The organism is Arthrobacter sp. FW306-1B-G06A (genome assembly GCF_058781765.1).
Map to the genome: position 1 here is coordinate 34,505 of NZ_JBYSXB010000003.1, position 16,961 is coordinate 51,465.

Genomic DNA, 16,961 nt, shown 5'->3' on the forward strand with positions numbered 1-16,961 from the left:
AACTTCCCGTACGCCGCCGGCTCCCTGAGCTGGCGGCGAACGTGTAGTCCATCCGAAAGGGAGACACCGTGGCACAGGACGTGCTTACCGACCTTAGCAAGGTCCGCAACATCGGCATCATGGCCCACATCGATGCCGGCAAGACCACCACCACCGAGCGCATCCTGTTCTACACGGGTGTGAACCACAAGATCGGCGAAACGCACGACGGTGCTTCGACGACTGACTGGATGGAACAGGAAAAGGAACGCGGCATCACCATCACGTCTGCCGCCGTGACCTGCTTCTGGGACAAGAACCAGATCAACATCATTGACACCCCGGGCCACGTGGACTTCACGGTTGAGGTCGAGCGCTCGCTGCGCGTCCTCGACGGCGCCGTTGCTGTCTTCGATGGCAAGGAAGGCGTTGAGCCGCAGTCCGAGACCGTTTGGCGCCAGGCCGACAAGTACAACGTGCCGCGTATCTGCTTCGTCAACAAGATGGACAAGCTCGGCGCTGACTTCTACTTCACCGTAGACACCATCATCAGCCGCCTCGGCGCCAAGCCGCTGGTTCTCCAGCTGCCCATCGGTGCAGAGAACGACTTCATCGGCGTCGTGGATCTCCTTGAGATGCGCGCACTGGTGTGGCCGGGCGATGCCAAGGGTGACGTCACCATGGGTGCCAAGTACGAGGTCCAGGAGATCCCCGCCGATCTCCAGGCCAAGGCTGAGGAATACCGTGCACAGCTCGTTGAGACTGTTGCCGAGGCTTCCGAGGAACTCATGGAGAAGTACCTCGACGGTGAAGAACTCACTGTCGAGGAGCTCAAGGCCGGCATCCGCAAGATGACCATCAACTCCGAGCTCTACCCGGTTCTCTGTGGTTCTGCCTTCAAGAACCGCGGCGTACAGCCGATGCTGGATGCTGTTGTTGACTTCCTGCCGAACCCGCTCGACGTCCCGCCCATGGTCGGTCACGACCCGCGCGACGAAGAGAAGGAGCTCACCCGCAAGCCTTCCGCCGAGGAGCCGTTCTCGGCCCTCGCGTTCAAGATTGCGGCGCACCCGTTCTTCGGTCAGCTCACCTTCATCCGCGTGTACTCCGGTCACGTGGAAGCAGGCGCCCAGGTGGTCAACTCCACCAAGGGCAAGAAGGAGCGCATCGGCAAGCTGTTCCAGATGCACGCCAACAAGGAAATGCCTGTTGAAGGCGCTACCGCGGGCCACATCTACGCAGCAATCGGTCTGAAGGACACCACCACGGGCGACACCCTGTGCGACGCCAACAACCAGATCGTCCTCGAGTCCATGAGCTTCCCGGAGCCCGTGATCTCGGTTGCCATCGAGCCGAACACCAAGGGTGACCAGGAGAAGCTCTCCACGGCCATCCAGAAGCTCTCCGCTGAGGACCCGACCTTCCAGGTCTCCCTCAACGAAGACACCGGTCAGACCATCATCGCCGGCATGGGCGAGCTCCACCTGGACATCCTGGTGGACCGCATGCGCCGCGAATTCAAGGTCGAGGCAAACGTCGGCAAGCCGCAGGTTGCTTACCGCGAAACCATCAAGCGCGCTGTAGAGCGTCACGACTACACGCACAAGAAGCAGACCGGTGGTTCGGGTCAGTTCGCAAAGATCCAGATCGCTATCGAGCCGATGGACACCGCCGACGGCGAGCTCTACGCGTTCGAGAACAAGGTCACCGGTGGCCGCGTGCCCCGCGAGTACATCCCGTCCGTTGACGCGGGCATCCAGGATGCGCTCAACGACGGCGTTCTGGCAGGCTACCCGGTTGTCGGCATCAAGGCCACGCTGATTGACGGCGCGTACCACGATGTTGACTCCTCGGAAATGGCGTTCAAGATCGCCGGCCGTATGGCTTTCAAGGAAGCCGCACGCAAGGCGAACCCGGTTCTGCTCGAACCGCTGATGGATGTTGAGGTCCGCACCCCTGAGGAATACATGGGTGAAGTAATCGGTGACCTGAACTCCCGCCGTGGCCAGATGCAGTCCATGGAAGACGCCGCTGGCGTCAAGGTGATCCGTGCGCACGTTCCGCTGTCCGGCATGTTCGGCTACATCGGTGACCTGCGTTCGAAGACCCAGGGCCGTGCTGTGTACTCCATGACGTTCAACAGCTACGCCGAGGTCCCGAAGGCAGTTGCCGACGAGATCATCCAGAAGAACCGCGGCGAGTAATCACCGACGGATAAACCAGGATGTTGGCCCGTTCCGGGAAAGCATTCAGCGCAGGCGCCGGGCTGTAGCCCAGGCCGCAGTCCGGTCCTTGCGCGAACAGACTCCAGGTACCAACATTGGTCCCTGAATCTGCAATTTCACCAAATCCAAAGCCCCCAAGTAGACTTGCTGGAGTTTCTGCCGCGAAAAGCGCGGCCGAGGAGCAACTCACTTGAAATCGTTCTAGGAGGAACCTGTGGCAAAGGCAAAGTTCGAGCGGACTAAGCCGCACGTCAACATCGGCACCATTGGTCACGTTGACCACGGTAAGACGACGCTGACTGCCGCCATTTCCAAGGTGCTGTACGACAAGTACCCCACTCTCAACGAGCAGCGCGACTTCGCGTCGATTGACTCTGCTCCGGAAGAGCGCCAGCGTGGTATTACCATCAACATCTCCCACGTTGAGTACCAGACCGAGAAGCGCCACTACGCACACGTAGACGCTCCGGGTCACGCTGACTACATCAAGAACATGATCACCGGTGCTGCCCAGATGGACGGTGCGATCCTCGTGGTTGCCGCCACTGACGGCCCGATGGCTCAGACCCGCGAGCACGTTCTGCTCGCCCGCCAGGTTGGTGTTCCCTACCTGCTGGTCGCGCTGAACAAGTCCGACATGGTCGACGACGAAGAGCTTCTCGACCTCGTTGAAATGGAAGTTCGCGAGCTGCTCAGCGCTCAGGGCTTCGATGGCGACGACGCTCCCGTTGTCCGCGTTTCCGGCCTCAAGGCACTCGAAGGCGACCCGGTTTGGGTCAAGTCCGTCGAGGACCTCATGGAAGCTGTCGACAACTCGGTTCCGGACCCCGTTCGTGACCGCGACAAGCCGTTCCTGATGCCGATCGAAGACGTCTTCACGATCACCGGTCGTGGCACCGTTGTTACGGGTCGCGCCGAGCGCGGTACCCTCGCGATCAACTCCGAAGTTGAAATCGTTGGTATCCGTCCGGTCCAGAAGACCACCGTTACCGGTATCGAGATGTTCCACAAGCAGCTCGACGAAGCATGGGCCGGCGAGAACTGTGGCCTCCTGCTCCGCGGTCTGAAGCGCGACGACGTCGAGCGTGGCCAGGTTGTCGTCAAGCCGGGTTCCATCACCCCGCACACCGACTTCGAGGCCAACGTCTACATCCTGTCCAAGGACGAAGGCGGACGTCACAACCCGTTCTACTCGAACTACCGCCCGCAGTTCTACTTCCGTACCACGGACGTAACCGGCGTTATCACCCTGCCGGAAGGCACGGAAATGGTTATGCCTGGCGACAACACTGAGATGACCGTTGAGCTCATCCAGCCGATCGCTATGGAAGAGGGCCTCGGCTTCGCAATCCGTGAAGGTGGCCGCACCGTTGGTTCGGGACGTGTTACCAAGATCATCAAGTAGTTTCTACTTGTAGATCGGTGGAGGATCGGACGCCTGGCGTCCGGTAGCAAAGCAAAGAAGAACCCCGTCACTATTGTGGCGGGGTTCTTCTTTGCTATGGTTTATCTATCGAATGGATTAATGACGAAGTGTGGATCCGTGACTTCGCGGATCCGCAGGCCGTGCGGCTTCGTCGCCCTTGGACAGGAGAGCAGGAATGTCTGGCTTCTTTGGCACCATCCTCGTAATGGTTTTTGTCCTGGTCACTGCTTTGGTGTCGTATTCCTCAGGGAAATCGAAAGGGCGTTGGCTTGCCGAACGTGCTGCCTCACGGCTTGCAGACGATTCCGTCAGGCAGTATCGCTCAGGCTATCTGGCCGGCCACCTTGCAGGGTGGCGCGACGCCGAGGCCCACCGCGGCGCTGCTCCCGCGGAGTACCGGGAGTCCGGCCCGTCGCGCCCGGAGGGTTGGCAAACGCGCGCGACGGCTCCCGTCCAGGACGTCCCGGCCCTAGCAACTCCAGGCCAGGCCGCCCCAGCCAAGACCGTTCCGGCCCTGCCCGTTCCACTTGAACCTTGGCCATTCCCCATCCAGTCGCCAGAGGCCCGGATCCCGCCGGAGGCGCTGCGGGAAGAGGAAGCGGCCCGGAAACGGAAGCGGGACCGGCAGAACATCAACATCACCCTCTACGTGGCAAGCCTGCTGCTGGTCGCCGCTTCGGCGCTGTTCATCGGCTCCAGCCTTCCGTCCGTTCTCCGCTTCGTCGGAGTCTGGGCCATCACGGCTGCCTTCTATGCTGCGGGTTTCGTCCTCCATGCGAGGGCTCCCAGGCTTCGGCCCGCCGCGATCGCCTTCGCGGGAACAGGCCTTGCGTTGATCCCCGTGACGGGCCTGGCGATGTACAACTTCGCGTTGCACAATGGCCCGGCGGCCTGGCTGGTTACGTCCATCGTCGGGACGGTGGCCTATGTTGTCGCCGCGGTGCGACTCGACAACAGGGTTCTCGCTTTCCTGTCGTTGAGCTTCGTGGTCTCCGCGGCGTGGTCGGGCGTGTCCATGCTGGGCGGTGCCCTCGTCTGGTATTTCGCATGCCTGATCGGATTCGCCGTAGTCCTGACCCTGATAGCCATGCGCAGACCGCGCTGGCTTCCGCCGGTCTATGTCCGGCCCTTGATGTCCCTCCACCCCTATGTGGTGCCGCTCGTTACGCTTGCCGCGAGCTTCGTTCCCCAACATTTGGGGAAGGGCGAGTACGCCATCGTCATGATGGCGTGTGGACTGTATTTTGCCGTGATGGCGGCCCTTCCGCAGGGCATCTTCCGGCTCCCACAGTTCTATGCCGCGCGGCTCTCATTCACGGTGGCGTTCCTTGTACTCCTGTCCGACGCGGGGCTTGGACTCCCGGAAGTGCTGCTGGCCGGCGTCGTTCTCCTTGCGGCGCAGTCGCTATGGTCGGCATTCGACAGCAGCCGGCTGGTCCGTTGGTTCCCTGGGCCGGGCACATCCCAGGCGATCCGGCGCTGCCGCATTGATGCCGTGGCGTGTTTTGGCCTTCAATCGGCGGCTGCCTTCATGGCGGGCCTTGCCATCCTGGTCCGGCATTCCGGGACGCCCGTGGGGATCCCGTTGTTCGCGACCCTCCTGTGCGGTCTGGTCCTGGCGTGGAAGCTGGGCGGCGAGGCCGAGTGGCTCCCTGTTTCCGCTCTTGTGATTGCTGCCCCGTTTGCCGATGAGCTGGGCGGTTGGCCGACAGCGGCATTGTTGGCTATCGCCGGCGCGTTCTGGCTGCTGCGCGCAAGCAGGCCTAGGGAGGGCAAACGCAAGGTCTTTGTCCTCGCGGGGCGCATTGCGCTCACTCTCAGTGTCCCGGCAGCGACGGCGGCGGTAGTGCCGGAGACTCCCGAGCGCCTTGCCGCCGTCGTCCTGGCGTTCCTCGCCGCAGTGACGTTCCAGTTGCTATTGGAGGCCGCGCTGGTCCGCTCGGGTGTCAGCACCTTCGCGCCGACCGCCTGCCTCGCAGCCTTTGCCGGTACCGGCATGGCAGCGCTGCCTTTGCTTTTTTTGCTGGACCAAGCATCGGGCCAGCCCCTCACTGTATCGGCCGTGGTGATTCATGTCCTTGCAGTCGCTTTGCTCGGCTTGACGCTGTTCCCGAAAGCTGTCAGCGACGCCGTGAGGACCGGAAGGGTGGTCGAGTTCCTCGCCCCGGCGGCATTTGCCTGGTCGGGGGCGTTGTCCTTCGGGGCAGTGTCTGTGTCGTTGGGAAACACGGTGTTGCTCGTCGGTGCGCTGTACTTCGCCGTTCAGGCGCTCCGCCTTCCCCGCACCCTGCATCGCCGCAGCTATTGGTGGGCAGCCCGTGCGCTCGTCACCCTGCTCGCCGGCACAGGCTATCTGCAGCTGCTCCGGGACGGAGGCGGTTTGGTGGTGGCGGGGGAGAGGCTTCAACTTGCCACCGTGGTGTTCGTCGCCTTGACAGTCCAACTGATTCCGCCCCTCGTGGAGGCGGTCCGCGGTATTGACCGGGGCCTTGCGACAGTCGACGCCGCCGTGCTGCTCCCCTTCATGGCCGGTGCAGTCGCCGTCGTCAGCGTCTCCGGGAGTTACTCCGACGGCTCCGTGGCCGGAAGCTGGCAGGCGGTGGCGATCTCGATCACCATGGCGGCGTCGGCTGTGGCGGCGGGGTTCCTGCTTCGCACCGAGTCCGCCTCCGCGGTCTTCGCGCCGGCGACGTTGGCGCTCTTGCTATTGCTTCGCGGTGGGCACATTCACGAGGTCGAGGCTTTGCTTGCCATCTTCGCCGTATTCGGCGCCGTCATGGTCGCTGCGGTGCCCGCGCGCATGGCGAAGGGCGTCTACTTCATCGCCGCCAGGATTCTCACGGCCGCCGTTGCCGCGGTATTTGCCCACGATGTATCAGCCTCCGCCACCGCGGTGTCGCTGACTTTCGCGGGAGTCCTGGTGCTGCAGCACATCATCCGCGGGCTCATGCGGAACCGATTGCAGCAGATTCCCTTCCAACAGGCGGCAGTGTGGGTGACGCTCAGCGCGCAAGCAGTGCTTCCGGCGACGTACCTTTCGTCTGTGTCTCAGCCGGAAGCCCACGACGGCGGCCGCTGGGTGCTGCTGCTTGAGCTGGCCGTGCTGTTGGTTTCCGCCGTGGTCGCTCATCGGATCTTCACCGCCCGAGGCGCTGTGTATTTCACCATTCCGGCGTCGATCGCAGTGGTGGTGGCGGCCGGACCCGAGGTGTCCTTCCCTCCCGGAACCTGGCTGGCCGAACCCTTGCTGGGCCACACGGCGGTGCCCCTGGTGCTGCTCGCTATGTCACTCGTGGTGACTTGCGTGAGGCTACTCGTCCAACCAGGAAGCGGCGTCCCTGAACGTTGGTTCTGGCTGGCGGCGTCGCTGGCCTTCGGCGGTGCCGGAGGGGTGGCGTCCGTTGATGTATCGGACACCGCCATGGGAATGGCTGGACTGGTGCTGGCGGTGGTCTGCTTCGTGGCCTCCCACGTCGAGGGAATGCCGGGCTTCTACCCGCTTGCCTCCGCCGCGAGCCTCGTTGGTGCTACGGTCTTGGCTGCTTCGGTCCTGGATGACGCTCGGCCCCTGTGGCTGTCTGGGGCTCAATGGGAGGATTTCCTGCCGTGGCTCCTGGGCTGCGCAGGATCGGCCGCTGTGCTTTACGCTGTCCGTTGGTCCCGGATCCCGGGCGTGGGATCGCACCCAGTGCGCAAGTTGTCGCTCGCTGTAACAGCAGGAGGGGGATTTGCCCTGGCCGCAGCTGCAGGCCTACTGCACGATGACACCGCTGTGGCAGGAACGTGCTTGCTCGGCGCTGCCGTGGCCGTGGCTTTCCTCGAGGTACCACGCGCCATCAGATTCGCTGTCGCGGAGCTCGGTGCGGTGCTGGTGCTCTCAGCCGCACAGCGGGCGGTCCTCTTCGTCCATGGAGCCAGGCCCGAGTTCTTCTGGGTGGTGCAGTGGTTCGCGGTCCTGGGTGCGGTTTTGGCAGGGGTGCGCTATTACGTTGGGGACACGCTGGAGGGGCGTATCAGAGGGGGGATCGCTTCAGGCTTGTTGTCCTTCGGAGGCCTCCTCTCGATAGTGCCAGGAAGCCTCTTCCCGGGCACTGTGCCACAGCAGCTATGGGTCCTCGTCGGATTTGCGGTGCTAGTGCTTGCCGGACTTGTCCTCGCCGAGCGCACGTTCGTGTGGTGGGGTGCCGTGGGTGTTGCGCTCAGCGTGATGTGGGCCCTTCGTTCCTATGCCTTCGCGATGCTCGCCGTGATCGCCTTGGCATTGATTGTCCTTGCGGTCTGGCGCCTCAACAGGACTGCGCCCTGATACCGTTGCCTCAAGGGAGGAATGCGAAATGGGAACGCTGATTTTTCTGGTCTTGGTGGTTGTTGTGGTAGCCGGGGTGTTGTGGGGAAGGAAATACTTCCGCCGCGAGATCGAGCGCGCCAAGCGCATCAATCGGGCGAACAGGAAAGACTGATTTAGCACAATCGGTCCACAAAGTGACTTCGAATCAGCCCCGTCGCGCCTTGCTCAAGGACTGGTACCAGTAGTACGAGTCCTTGGGGGTTCTCTCGAGGGTATCGAAATCAACGTGCACCAGGCCGAACCGCTGCGAATAGCCTGCGGCCCATTCGAAGTTGTCCAGTAGCGTCCAGACGTAGTAGCCGAGAAGGTCGACGTCGTGGGCGATCCCGCCGGGGGCAGTGGCCCTCAAGGCCTGGCCAAGGTGCGAGGCAAGATAGCTGATGCGGTCGGCGTCGTGCACCGGACCCTGGGTGTGGTCCGGTTCCGGAAAGCTCGCGCCGCTCTCCGTGATGAACAGCGGAGGCAGCGCTGCTCCGTAGCGGTCCTTCAGTTCCCGCAGCAGGATTCCGAGGTGTTCGGGAGCCACGGGCCAACCGAATCCTGTCGTCTCGTATTCGGGAAACGCCGCCAGATGGAACGGCAGCTTGGCCATCATGTCCGGGGTGTTCCAGTGGGCGGTTCCGTCGCCGCGGCCCGAGGCCACCTTGACGGGGTAGTAGTAGTTCAGGCCGTAGAAATCCAACGGTTGGTGGATGGTTTTGAGGTCCTCGTCGCGGACCTTGCCCAAGGCCCGGAACCAAGGCCTTACCTGGAGCGGCGGCTTTGGGTACTTCCCCAGGAGGATGGGATCGGCGTACACCCGGTTGAAGATGAGGTCGAAGGCCTTGGCCATGAGACCGTCTGCAAGCCGCTTGCTTGCGGGCCGGACCGGAGAGTGGACATTGGCTACGCCGACAGTTCCCGCCACGCCGGCGGCGCGCAGGGCCTGGACGGCGAGGCCGTGCCCCAACAACTGGTGGTGGGCAGCCGGCAGGGCATCGAAGAGCAGACGCCTGCCGGGAGCGTGGACACCGAGCGCATAACCTTGCAACGCGACCGAAACCGGTTCGTTGAGGGTGACCCATTGCGCCACGCGGTCACCGAAGCGGTGTGCGGCCGCGGCGGAGTATTCGGCGAACCGTTCCGCAGTCGCCCGATTCAGCCAGCCGCCGTCGTGCTCCAACGGCAGGGGAGTATCCCAATGGAACAAGGTCACCATGGGGGAGATCCCGGCCTTCAGGAGCTTGTCGATCAGGCGGTCGTAGAAATCCAAGCCCTGTTGATTGATGGGCCCCTTGCCGCCGGGTTGGATTCGCGGCCAGGAGAGGGAGAACCGGTAGGAATCCACGCCCAGGTCCTGCATGAGGGCAATGTCCTCGTCCGTGCGGTTGTAGTGGTCGCAGGCGACTGCCGGGGAGTGCCCGTCGACGATCGCGCCCGGTTTCTCGGCAAACGCGTCCCAGCTCGACGGTCCTCGTCCGTCCGCCGTGAGCGAGCCCTCGATCTGGAAGGCCGCCGCAGCGACACCCAAAGTGAAGTCCGGCCGGATGCGGCCTGCAAGATCCCCCACAGTGGCAGCATCTTGGACGGTCATGCCCCCATCATCCCGAGCGCAGGTGCCGATGGCAATGGTCAGGGAGGCCCGATTGGCTTATGCCGGGGAATTCCGGCATACTAGGTGAGTTGTTCAAGCGCTTCTTCGCGTCCCGATCCGGATAATGCCGGGTGTCAGGGTCCAAGCTGAAGCCCAAACATAACCCAGATCCCCAAAGGAATACGGACGCGTTTGCGTGGAAATCGCGACACGCCCGACCGCGGGGGTCGGTTACACCGGCAAGTTGAGGAACCCGGATCCCTCCGGATTCAGCTTGTGCGGCGGGTGGTAGTACTACTTCAAATGCTTCGGCAGCCACATACAACACGTAAGTGAACAGGGCAGCCTTTATTCGAGGGCAGCACAGACTGAAAGAGAGTCAGGCGACATGGCGGGACAAAAAATCCGCATCCGGCTGAAGTCATATGACCACGACGTCATTGATGTTTCAGCGCGGAAGATCGTTGAGACGGTCACGCGCGCAGGCGCAACGGTAGTGGGCCCCGTGCCGCTGCCGACGGAGAAGAACGTGTACTGCGTTATCCGCTCTCCCCACAAGTACAAGGACAGCCGTGAGCACTTTGAAATGCGTACTCACAAGCGTCTGATCGACATCATCGACCCCACGCCGAAGGCTGTTGACTCGCTTATGCGTCTCGACCTGCCGGCCGACGTGAACATCGAAATCAAGCTGTAGGGAGGTGCTGAGAAAACTATGACCGCAACCCGTAACGTAAAGGGCCTGCTGGGCACGAAGCTCGGCATGACCCAGGTCTGGGACGAGAACAACAAGCTCATCCCGGTAACTGTCGTCCAGGCTGACTCCAACGTCATCACCCAGCTGCGCAACGCAGAGACTGATGGCTATGTCGCCGTTCAGATCGGCTACGGCCAGATCGATCCCCGCAAGGTCACCAAGCCGCTGGCTGGTCACTTTGAAAAGGCTGGCGTAACTCCTCGCCGCCACGTCGTCGAACTGCGCACTGCAGACGCCGCGTCTTACGAACTGGGCCAGGAGCTTTCTGTTGAGCTCTTCGAAGCCGGTCAGAAGATCGACGTCGTCGGCACCAGCAAGGGTAAGGGCTTCGCCGGTGTTATGAAGCGTCACGGCTTCCACGGTGTTGGAGCCTCCCACGGTGCGCACAAGAACCACCGCAAGCCCGGTTCAATCGGTGGCGCATCCACCCCGAGCCGCGTCTTCAAGGGTCTGAAAATGGCCGGTCGCATGGGCGCAGAACGTCACACCACGCTGAACCTCACGGTTCACGCTGTTGACGCCGAGAAGTCGCTGCTCCTTATCAAGGGTGCCGTCCCCGGTGCCCGCGGCCAGGTCGTCCTCGTACGCACCGCCGTGAAGGGAGCCTAGTTAAATGACTAGCACTGTCAAGGTAGACCTGCCTGCAGAGATCTTCGACGTCCAGACCAACGTGCCGCTGCTGCACCAGGTCGTCGTCGCACAGCTCGCTGCTGCTCGCCAGGGTACCCACAAGACCAAGACCCGCGCCGAAGTTTCCGGTGCAGGCCGCAAGCCGTTCAAGCAGAAGGGCACCGGCCGCGCCCGTCAGGGTTCCATCCGTGCTCCTCACATGACCGGTGGTGGCATCGTCCACGGCCCGACGCCGCGTGACTACAGCCAGCGGACACCCAAGAAGATGAAGGCTGCCGCACTGCGTGGCGCCCTGTCCGACCGCGCCCGTAACGGCCGCATCCACGTCGTTTCTGAACTGGTTGCCGGCACCAAGCCGTCCTCCAAGGCAGCACTGGCCGCGTTGCGTGCAGTCTCCGAGCGTCGGAACCTGCTCGTTGTTATCGAGCGCGCCAACGATGTTGCCGCACTTTCCGTGCGCAACCTCGCAGATGTTCACGTTCTGTACGCAGACCAGCTGAACACCTACGACGTGCTGGTTTCCGACGACGTTGTCTTCACCAAGGCTGCGTTCGAGGCTTTCATCGCTGACAAGGCAAAGAACGAGGAGGATGCCAAGTGAGTGCAGCCACCATCAAAGACCCGCGCGACGTCGTCATTGCACCCGTCGTTTCGGAAAAGAGCTACGGCCTGATCGACGAGGGCAAGTACACCTTCCTGGTGGACCCCCGCTCGAACAAGACCGAGATCAAGCTGGCCGTGGAGAAGATTTTCTCCGTCAAGGTCGAATCGATCAACACCATCAACCGTGCCGGTAAGCGCAAGCGGACCAAATTCGGCTGGGGACAGCGCAAGAGCACCAAGCGTGCAATTGTCACCCTCAAAGAAGGCACAATCGACATCTTCGGCGGTCCGCTCGCGTAGCGGAGACCACTTTAACGAGGAAATGAATTATGGGAATCCGTAAATACAAGCCGACTACCCCGGGCCGTCGCGGCTCGAGCGTAGCCGACTTCTCCGAAATCACGCGATCGACTCCGGAAAAGTCGTTGCTGCGTCCGCTGCACAAGACTGGCGGCCGTAACAACACCGGTAAGATCACTACCCGTCACAAGGGTGGTGGCCACAAGCGCCAGTACCGTCTGATCGACTTCCGTCGCCACGACAAGGACGGCGTCAACGCCCGCGTTGCCGAAATCGAGTACGATCCGAACCGCACGGCTCGCATCGCCCTCCTGCACTACGTTGATGGCACCAAGCGTTACATCATCGCCCCGAACAAGCTGTCCCAGGGTGACTTCGTCGAGGCTGGCCCCGACGCTGACATCAAGCCGGGCAACAACTTGCCGCTGCGCAACATCCCGGTTGGTACCACCATCCACGCAGTTGAACTGCGTCCGGGTGGCGGCGCCAAGATGGCCCGTTCCGCAGGTGCTTCGGTTCAGCTCGTCGCCAAGGAAGGCCGTTTCGCCCAGCTGCGTCTGCCCTCCGGTGAAATCCGCAACGTTGACGTGCGCTGCCGCGCAACCGTCGGCGAGGTCGGCAACGCCGAGCAGTCGAACATCAACTGGGGTAAGGCCGGCCGTATGCGCTGGAAGGGCGTTCGCCCGACCGTCCGTGGTGTCGCCATGAACCCGGTCGATCACCCGCACGGTGGTGGTGAAGGTAAGACTTCCGGTGGACGTCACCCGGTCAACCCGAACGGTAAGCGTGAAGGCCGCACCCGCCGCCCCAACAAAGAGAGCGACAAGCTTATTGTTCGTCGCCGCCGTACTGGCAAGAACAAGCGATAGGAGCCTGGACACATGCCACGCAGCCTGAAAAAAGGTCCTTTCGTAGACCAGCACCTCTTTGTGAAGGTCGCCAGGGAAAACGAAAAGGGCACCAAGAACGTCATCAAGACCTGGTCCCGCCGTTCGATGATCGTCCCGGACATGCTGGGTCACACGATTGCCGTTCACGACGGACGCAAGCACATTCCGGTGTTTGTCACTGAGTCGATGGTCGGGCACAAGCTCGGCGAATTCGCTCCCACGCGGACATTCCGCGGCCATGTCAAGGACGACCGTAAGGGCAAGCGCCGCTAAGGCGCTCGCTCTACGGCTAAGACGAGAGAAGGAAAGCAATGGAAGCCAAGGCTATTGCGCGTCACATCCGCGTAACGCCTATGAAGGCCCGGCGCGTCGTCAACCTTGTTCGTGGTAAGCAAGCGAATGAGGCTCTGGCAATTCTGAAGTTCGCCGAACAGGCAGCTTCGGAGCCGGTATTCAAGGTAGTTCAGTCGGCAATGGCAAACGCACGGGTCCTCGCGGACCGCGACGGCGTTGCCTTTGACGAAGGAGACCTCTACATCAGCGAAGCGTTTGTTGATGAAGGCCCGACCATGAAGCGGTTCCAGCCGCGTGCTCAGGGTCGCGCATTTCAGATCAAGAAGCGCACGAGCCACATCACCGTGGTAGTCGCTACCCCGGAGAAAGAGGAGGCTCGCTAAGTGGGACAGAAAGTAAACCCGCACGGGTTCCGACTCGGCATCACCACCGATCACGTATCGCACTGGTTTGCTGACAGCACCAAGGCTGGCCAGCGGTACAAGGACTTCGTTCGCGAAGACATCCGCATCCGCCAGCTCATGTCCACGGGCATGGAGCGCGCTGGCATCGCCAAGGTCGAAATCGAGCGCACCCGTGACCGTGTCCGCGTGGACATCCACACGGCCCGCCCGGGTATCGTCATCGGCCGCCGCGGCGCAGAAGCAGACCGCATTCGCGGCGAGCTCGAGAAGCTCACCGGCAAGCAGGTCCAGCTGAACATCCTCGAGGTCAAGAACCCCGAGATGGAAGCCCAGCTTGTTGCCCAGGGCGTTGCTGAGCAGCTGACTTCCCGCGTGGCTTTCCGCCGTGCGATGAAGAAGGCCATGCAGTCCGCACAGCGTGCGGGTGCCAAGGGTATCCGTATTGCTTGCTCCGGTCGACTGGGTGGCGCAGAAATGTCCCGCTCGGAGTTCTACCGCGAAGGCCGTGTGCCCCTGCACACCCTGCGTGCGAACATCGACTACGGCTTCTACGAAGCCAAGACCACCTTCGGCCGCATCGGCGTGAAGGTCTGGATCTACAAGGGCGACGTCACTGCCAAGGAACTGGCTCAGCAGGCAGCTGCTGCTCCGTCCCGCGGCCGTGGTCCGAGCGACCGCCCGGGCCGCCCGGGTGGCGCCGACCGTGGTGACCGCCGTCGTCGTACCGACCGTCCGGCAGCTGACGCAGCACCTGTTGCTGCAGAGGCTCCGGCAGCTGAAGCTGCTGCTCCCGCAGCAGAAGGAGGACAGGCTTAAATGCTTATCCCACGTCGAGTCAAGCACCGTAAGCAGCACCACCCGGGTCGTTCCGGCGCTGCAACGGGCGGCACCAAGGTCACCTTCGGTGAGTACGGCATCCAGGCGCTGAGCCCGGCCTACGTCACGAACCGTCAGATCGAGTCTGCCCGTATCGCGATGACCCGCCACATCAAGCGTGGCGGTAAGGTCTGGATCAACATTTATCCGGACCGTCCGCTGACGAAGAAGCCGGCCGAAACCCGCATGGGTTCCGGTAAGGGTTCTCCGGAATGGTGGGTCGCAAACGTCAAGCCGGGCCGCGTTCTCTTCGAGCTCGCCGGTGTCAATGAAGAGGTAGCTCGCGAGGCACTGCGCCTGGCAATCCACAAGCTGCCGTTGAAGGCACGCATTGTGCGTCGCGAAGGTGGTGAATAGAAATGGCAGTAGGGTCGAAGGATCTCGCACCCGCACAGCTGGACGGTTTCGACAACGAGCGTCTCGTTGAAGAACTCCGCAAGTCCAAGGAAGAGCTGTTCAACCTGCGTTTCCAGTCCGCCACCGGACAGCTGGAGAACCACGGTCGTCTGCGCGCGGTAAAGAAGGACATCGCACGCATCTACACCGTTCTCCGTGAGCGCGAGCTGGGCATTCGTGCCGAGGTTGCCGCACCGGTTGTGGAAGCCAAGGAAGAAAAGAAGTCCAAGAAGGCAGAAGCCAAGGCTGAGAAGGCCGAAGCCGAGGCTGGAGAGGACGCCAAGTGAGCGAACAGAAGGAAACTGTGACGGAAGCAGCAGCCAGCGCTGAACAGCGCGGTTACCGTAAGACGCGTCGCGGCTACGTTGTCTCTGACAAGATGGAAAAGACCATCGTTGTTCAGGTTGAAGACCGCGTGAAGCACGCTCTGTACGGCAAGGTCATTCGCCGCACCTCGAAGATCAAGGCTCACGACGAGCAGAACACCGCCGGCATCGGCGACCTCGTTCTGATCTCTGAGACCCGCCCGCTGTCCGCTACAAAGCGGTGGCGCCTGGTCGAGATCCTCGAAAAGGCTAAGTAATCCCGCGCCGGGCTTTGTCCGGCAGCGATATGGATTGGTGGAAGGCCCGTATTCCGGAAGGAATGCGGGCCTTTCCGCGTTTCGGTCCTTAGTATAAAACGTGCTAGGATATTGAGTTTGTATGGCGCCAGTTGTGCGTCAACAACCACCTCGTAAACAATCGTGCCGCGGCATACTGCCCCGCGCAGTTATTTCCGCAAGGGAAGCTGATGCTGGCGGCACGGGAGTTTAGGCCTGCACTGGCAAAATCCAGGCAGGTCAAGAGACACCCCGATCAACCGTTCCGCAAGGCTCATTCCGTATGCTTCATTTCGGTCTGAGAACCGGCGCGACGCAAGGAGTAAAAATTGATTCAGCAGGAGTCGCGACTGAAGGTCGCCGACAACACGGGTGCTAAGGAAATCCTTACCATTCGCGTTCTCGGTGGATCCGGCCGTCGCTACGCAGGCATTGGCGACGTCATTGTCGCAACCGTCAAGGACGCTATCCCGGGCGGCAACGTAAAGAAGGGTGACGTCGTCAAGGCTGTCATCGTTCGTACCAAGAAGGAACGCCGCCGTGCGGATGGTTCCTACATCAAGTTTGACGAGAACGCAGCTGTGATTCTGAAGAACGACGGCGACCCCCGCGGTACCCGTATCTTCGGCCCGGTTGGTCGTGAACTGCGTGACAAGAAGTTCATGAAGATCGTTTCGCTGGCTCCGGAGGTGCTGTAACCCATGGGTGCAAAGATCAAGAAGGGTGACCTGGTTCAGGTCATCACCGGCGCCAAGCAGGAACGTGGCGGCGACCGTGGCAAGCAGGGCAAGGTTCTTCGCGTGTTCACCGAGACCAACCGCGTCCTGGTAGAAGGCATCAACCGAGTCACCAAGCACACCAAGGTCGGTCAGTCGCAGCGCGGCACCAAGACCGGTGGCATCGAGGTCGTTGAGGCCCCGATCCACGTCTCCAACGTTGCTCTTGTTGACCCCTCGACCAAGAAGCCGACCCGCGTTGGTTTCCGTCTCGAGGCCGTTGAGAAGGACGGCGTCTCCAAGTCCGTCCGTGTCCGCGTGTCCAAGGCATCCGGGAAGGACATCTAATGACTGAGACTCTCGAGACTCCAGCGAAGATCGTTCCGCGTCTGAAGACGAAGTACGCCGATTCCATCAAGCAGACCCTGGTTGAGGAATTCAAGTACGAGAACGTGAACCAGGTTCCCCGCCTGGTGAAGGTTGTTGTGAACATGGGTGTTGGAGATGCCGCCAAGGACTCCAAGTTGATCGACGGCGCTGTCCGCGACCTCACCCTGATCACCGGCCAGAAGCCGCAGGTTACCAAGGCCCGCAAGTCGATCGCACAGTTCAAGCTGCGCGAAGGCATGCCCATCGGTGCACACGCAACTCTGCGTGGGGACCGTATGTGGGAATTCGTGGACCGCCTCGTGACCCTCGCCCTGCCCCGTATCCGCGACTTCCGCGGCCTCAACGGCAAGCAGTTCGACGGCAACGGCAACTACACCTTCGGTCTGACCGAGCAGGTTATGTTCCACGAAATCGACCAGGACTCCATCGACCGCGTTCGCGGTATGGACATCACGGTTGTCACCACTGCAAAGACCGATGACGAAGGCCGTGCGCTGCTCAAGGCACTTGGCTTCCCGTTCAAATCCGAAGACTAATAACTACGTAGTAGGTC

At 61.9% G+C, this 16,961-nt stretch carries 19 protein-coding genes; 18 read left to right on the forward strand and 1 reads right to left on the reverse strand.

Going from position 1 to position 16,961, the window contains the following annotated elements:
* Window positions 1–68 precede the first annotated feature (68 nt).
* From fusA to AC3WJM_RS02090, 4 genes are all read left to right on the forward strand, one after another.
* Complete coding sequence (gene fusA, locus AC3WJM_RS02075) at window positions 69–2,183, forward strand: elongation factor G (protein ID WP_059387356.1); 2,115 nt, start codon at window positions 69–71, stop codon at window positions 2,181–2,183.
* 235 nt (window positions 2,184–2,418) lie between these two features.
* Window positions 2,419–3,609 (forward strand): elongation factor Tu, encoded by a 1,191-nt coding sequence (gene tuf / locus AC3WJM_RS02080; protein WP_059387357.1) that lies wholly within the window; start codon window positions 2,419–2,421, stop codon window positions 3,607–3,609.
* 196 nt (window positions 3,610–3,805) lie between these two features.
* Entirely contained in the window at window positions 3,806–7,936 is a 4,131-nt protein-coding gene (locus AC3WJM_RS02085) for a hypothetical protein (RefSeq protein WP_492271100.1), read from the forward strand.
* A gap of 28 nt (window positions 7,937–7,964) precedes the next feature.
* Window positions 7,965–8,090 (forward strand): hypothetical protein, encoded by a 126-nt coding sequence (locus AC3WJM_RS02090; protein WP_284991831.1) that lies wholly within the window; start codon window positions 7,965–7,967, stop codon window positions 8,088–8,090.
* Between the two features lie 33 nt (window positions 8,091–8,123).
* On the opposite strand, the gene AC3WJM_RS02095 is transcribed toward AC3WJM_RS02090, so the two are convergent.
* Complete coding sequence (locus AC3WJM_RS02095; protein ID WP_306958976.1) at window positions 8,124–9,551, reverse strand: GH1 family beta-glucosidase; 1,428 nt, start codon at window positions 9,549–9,551, stop codon at window positions 8,124–8,126.
* Between the two features lie 388 nt (window positions 9,552–9,939).
* Between AC3WJM_RS02095 and rpsJ the strand changes: the two genes are divergently transcribed.
* The 14 genes from rpsJ to rplE all read left to right on the forward strand — a co-directional run bounded on the left by rpsJ (window position 9,940) and on the right by rplE (window position 16,944).
* Window positions 9,940–10,248: a 30S ribosomal protein S10 gene (gene rpsJ / locus AC3WJM_RS02100; RefSeq protein WP_492271101.1), complete on the forward strand. Its 309-nt coding sequence runs from the start codon at window positions 9,940–9,942 to the stop codon at window positions 10,246–10,248.
* 18 nt (window positions 10,249–10,266) lie between these two features.
* Complete coding sequence (gene rplC / locus AC3WJM_RS02105) at window positions 10,267–10,917, forward strand: 50S ribosomal protein L3 (RefSeq protein WP_059387360.1); 651 nt, start codon at window positions 10,267–10,269, stop codon at window positions 10,915–10,917.
* 4 nt (window positions 10,918–10,921) lie between these two features.
* Complete coding sequence (gene rplD, locus AC3WJM_RS02110; protein ID WP_059387361.1) at window positions 10,922–11,539, forward strand: 50S ribosomal protein L4; 618 nt, start codon at window positions 10,922–10,924, stop codon at window positions 11,537–11,539.
* Window positions 11,536–11,841: a 50S ribosomal protein L23 gene (gene rplW / locus AC3WJM_RS02115; RefSeq protein WP_059387362.1), complete on the forward strand. Its 306-nt coding sequence runs from the start codon at window positions 11,536–11,538 to the stop codon at window positions 11,839–11,841. Before rplD ends, rplW begins: the two co-directional genes overlap by 4 nt.
* Before the next feature lie 29 nt (window positions 11,842–11,870).
* The gene (gene rplB / locus AC3WJM_RS02120) at window positions 11,871–12,710 is read left to right on the forward strand and encodes a 50S ribosomal protein L2 (RefSeq protein ID WP_028265104.1); all 840 of its coding nucleotides are present in this window, start codon (window positions 11,871–11,873) and stop codon (window positions 12,708–12,710) included.
* A gap of 12 nt (window positions 12,711–12,722) precedes the next feature.
* Window positions 12,723–13,004, forward strand: a complete 282-nt coding sequence (gene rpsS / locus AC3WJM_RS02125) for a 30S ribosomal protein S19 (RefSeq protein WP_018773666.1) — start codon at window positions 12,723–12,725, stop codon at window positions 13,002–13,004.
* Window positions 13,005–13,042: 38 nt separating this feature from the next.
* A complete protein-coding gene (rplV, locus tag AC3WJM_RS02130; RefSeq protein ID WP_028265103.1) occupies window positions 13,043–13,408 on the forward strand; it encodes a 50S ribosomal protein L22 in 366 nt (121 codons plus the stop codon).
* Window positions 13,409–14,245, forward strand: a complete 837-nt coding sequence (rpsC, locus tag AC3WJM_RS02135; RefSeq protein ID WP_028265102.1) for a 30S ribosomal protein S3 — start codon at window positions 13,409–13,411, stop codon at window positions 14,243–14,245. It begins immediately after the preceding gene.
* Window positions 14,246–14,662: a 50S ribosomal protein L16 gene (rplP, locus tag AC3WJM_RS02140; protein ID WP_028265101.1), complete on the forward strand. Its 417-nt coding sequence runs from the start codon at window positions 14,246–14,248 to the stop codon at window positions 14,660–14,662.
* A 2-nt stretch (window positions 14,663–14,664) separates the two neighbouring features.
* Complete coding sequence (gene rpmC, locus AC3WJM_RS02145; protein WP_059387364.1) at window positions 14,665–14,988, forward strand: 50S ribosomal protein L29; 324 nt, start codon at window positions 14,665–14,667, stop codon at window positions 14,986–14,988.
* On the forward strand, window positions 14,985–15,284 hold the full coding sequence (gene rpsQ, locus AC3WJM_RS02150) for a 30S ribosomal protein S17 (protein WP_059387365.1): 300 nt from the start codon (window positions 14,985–14,987) through the stop codon (window positions 15,282–15,284). Before rpmC ends, rpsQ begins: the two co-directional genes overlap by 4 nt.
* A gap of 347 nt (window positions 15,285–15,631) precedes the next feature.
* A complete protein-coding gene (gene rplN, locus AC3WJM_RS02155; protein ID WP_003803789.1) occupies window positions 15,632–16,000 on the forward strand; it encodes a 50S ribosomal protein L14 in 369 nt (122 codons plus the stop codon).
* 3 nt (window positions 16,001–16,003) lie between these two features.
* Entirely contained in the window at window positions 16,004–16,366 is a 363-nt protein-coding gene (rplX, locus tag AC3WJM_RS02160; RefSeq protein WP_492271102.1) for a 50S ribosomal protein L24, read from the forward strand.
* Window positions 16,366–16,944: a 50S ribosomal protein L5 gene (gene rplE / locus AC3WJM_RS02165; RefSeq protein ID WP_059387367.1), complete on the forward strand. Its 579-nt coding sequence runs from the start codon at window positions 16,366–16,368 to the stop codon at window positions 16,942–16,944. Before rplX ends, rplE begins: the two co-directional genes overlap by 1 nt.
* Window positions 16,945–16,961 lie beyond the last annotated feature (17 nt).

What these genes read in the sequence shown, in the direction of transcription:
- rpsS (WP_018773666.1), top strand. Translation starts at nt 12,723, where the DNA reads ATGCCACGCAGCCTGAAAAAAGGTCCTTTCGTAGACCAGCACCTCTTT.
- AC3WJM_RS02095 (WP_306958976.1), bottom strand. Translation starts at nt 9,551, where the DNA reads ATGACCGTCCAAGATGCTGCCACTGTGGGGGATCTTGCAGGCCGCATC.
- rplD (WP_059387361.1), top strand. Translation starts at nt 10,922, where the DNA reads ATGACTAGCACTGTCAAGGTAGACCTGCCTGCAGAGATCTTCGACGTC.
- rpmC (WP_059387364.1), top strand. Translation starts at nt 14,665, where the DNA reads ATGGCAGTAGGGTCGAAGGATCTCGCACCCGCACAGCTGGACGGTTTC.
- rplB (WP_028265104.1), top strand. Translation starts at nt 11,871, where the DNA reads ATGGGAATCCGTAAATACAAGCCGACTACCCCGGGCCGTCGCGGCTCG.
- rplC (WP_059387360.1), top strand. Translation starts at nt 10,267, where the DNA reads ATGACCGCAACCCGTAACGTAAAGGGCCTGCTGGGCACGAAGCTCGGC.
- rplP (WP_028265101.1), top strand. Translation starts at nt 14,246, where the DNA reads ATGCTTATCCCACGTCGAGTCAAGCACCGTAAGCAGCACCACCCGGGT.
- rpsJ (WP_492271101.1), top strand. Translation starts at nt 9,940, where the DNA reads ATGGCGGGACAAAAAATCCGCATCCGGCTGAAGTCATATGACCACGAC.
- AC3WJM_RS02090 (WP_284991831.1), top strand. Translation starts at nt 7,965, where the DNA reads ATGGGAACGCTGATTTTTCTGGTCTTGGTGGTTGTTGTGGTAGCCGGG.
- AC3WJM_RS02085 (WP_492271100.1), top strand. Translation starts at nt 3,806, where the DNA reads ATGTCTGGCTTCTTTGGCACCATCCTCGTAATGGTTTTTGTCCTGGTC.
- rplV (WP_028265103.1), top strand. Translation starts at nt 13,043, where the DNA reads ATGGAAGCCAAGGCTATTGCGCGTCACATCCGCGTAACGCCTATGAAG.
- rplX (WP_492271102.1), top strand. Translation starts at nt 16,004, where the DNA reads ATGGGTGCAAAGATCAAGAAGGGTGACCTGGTTCAGGTCATCACCGGC.
- rplE (WP_059387367.1), top strand. Translation starts at nt 16,366, where the DNA reads ATGACTGAGACTCTCGAGACTCCAGCGAAGATCGTTCCGCGTCTGAAG.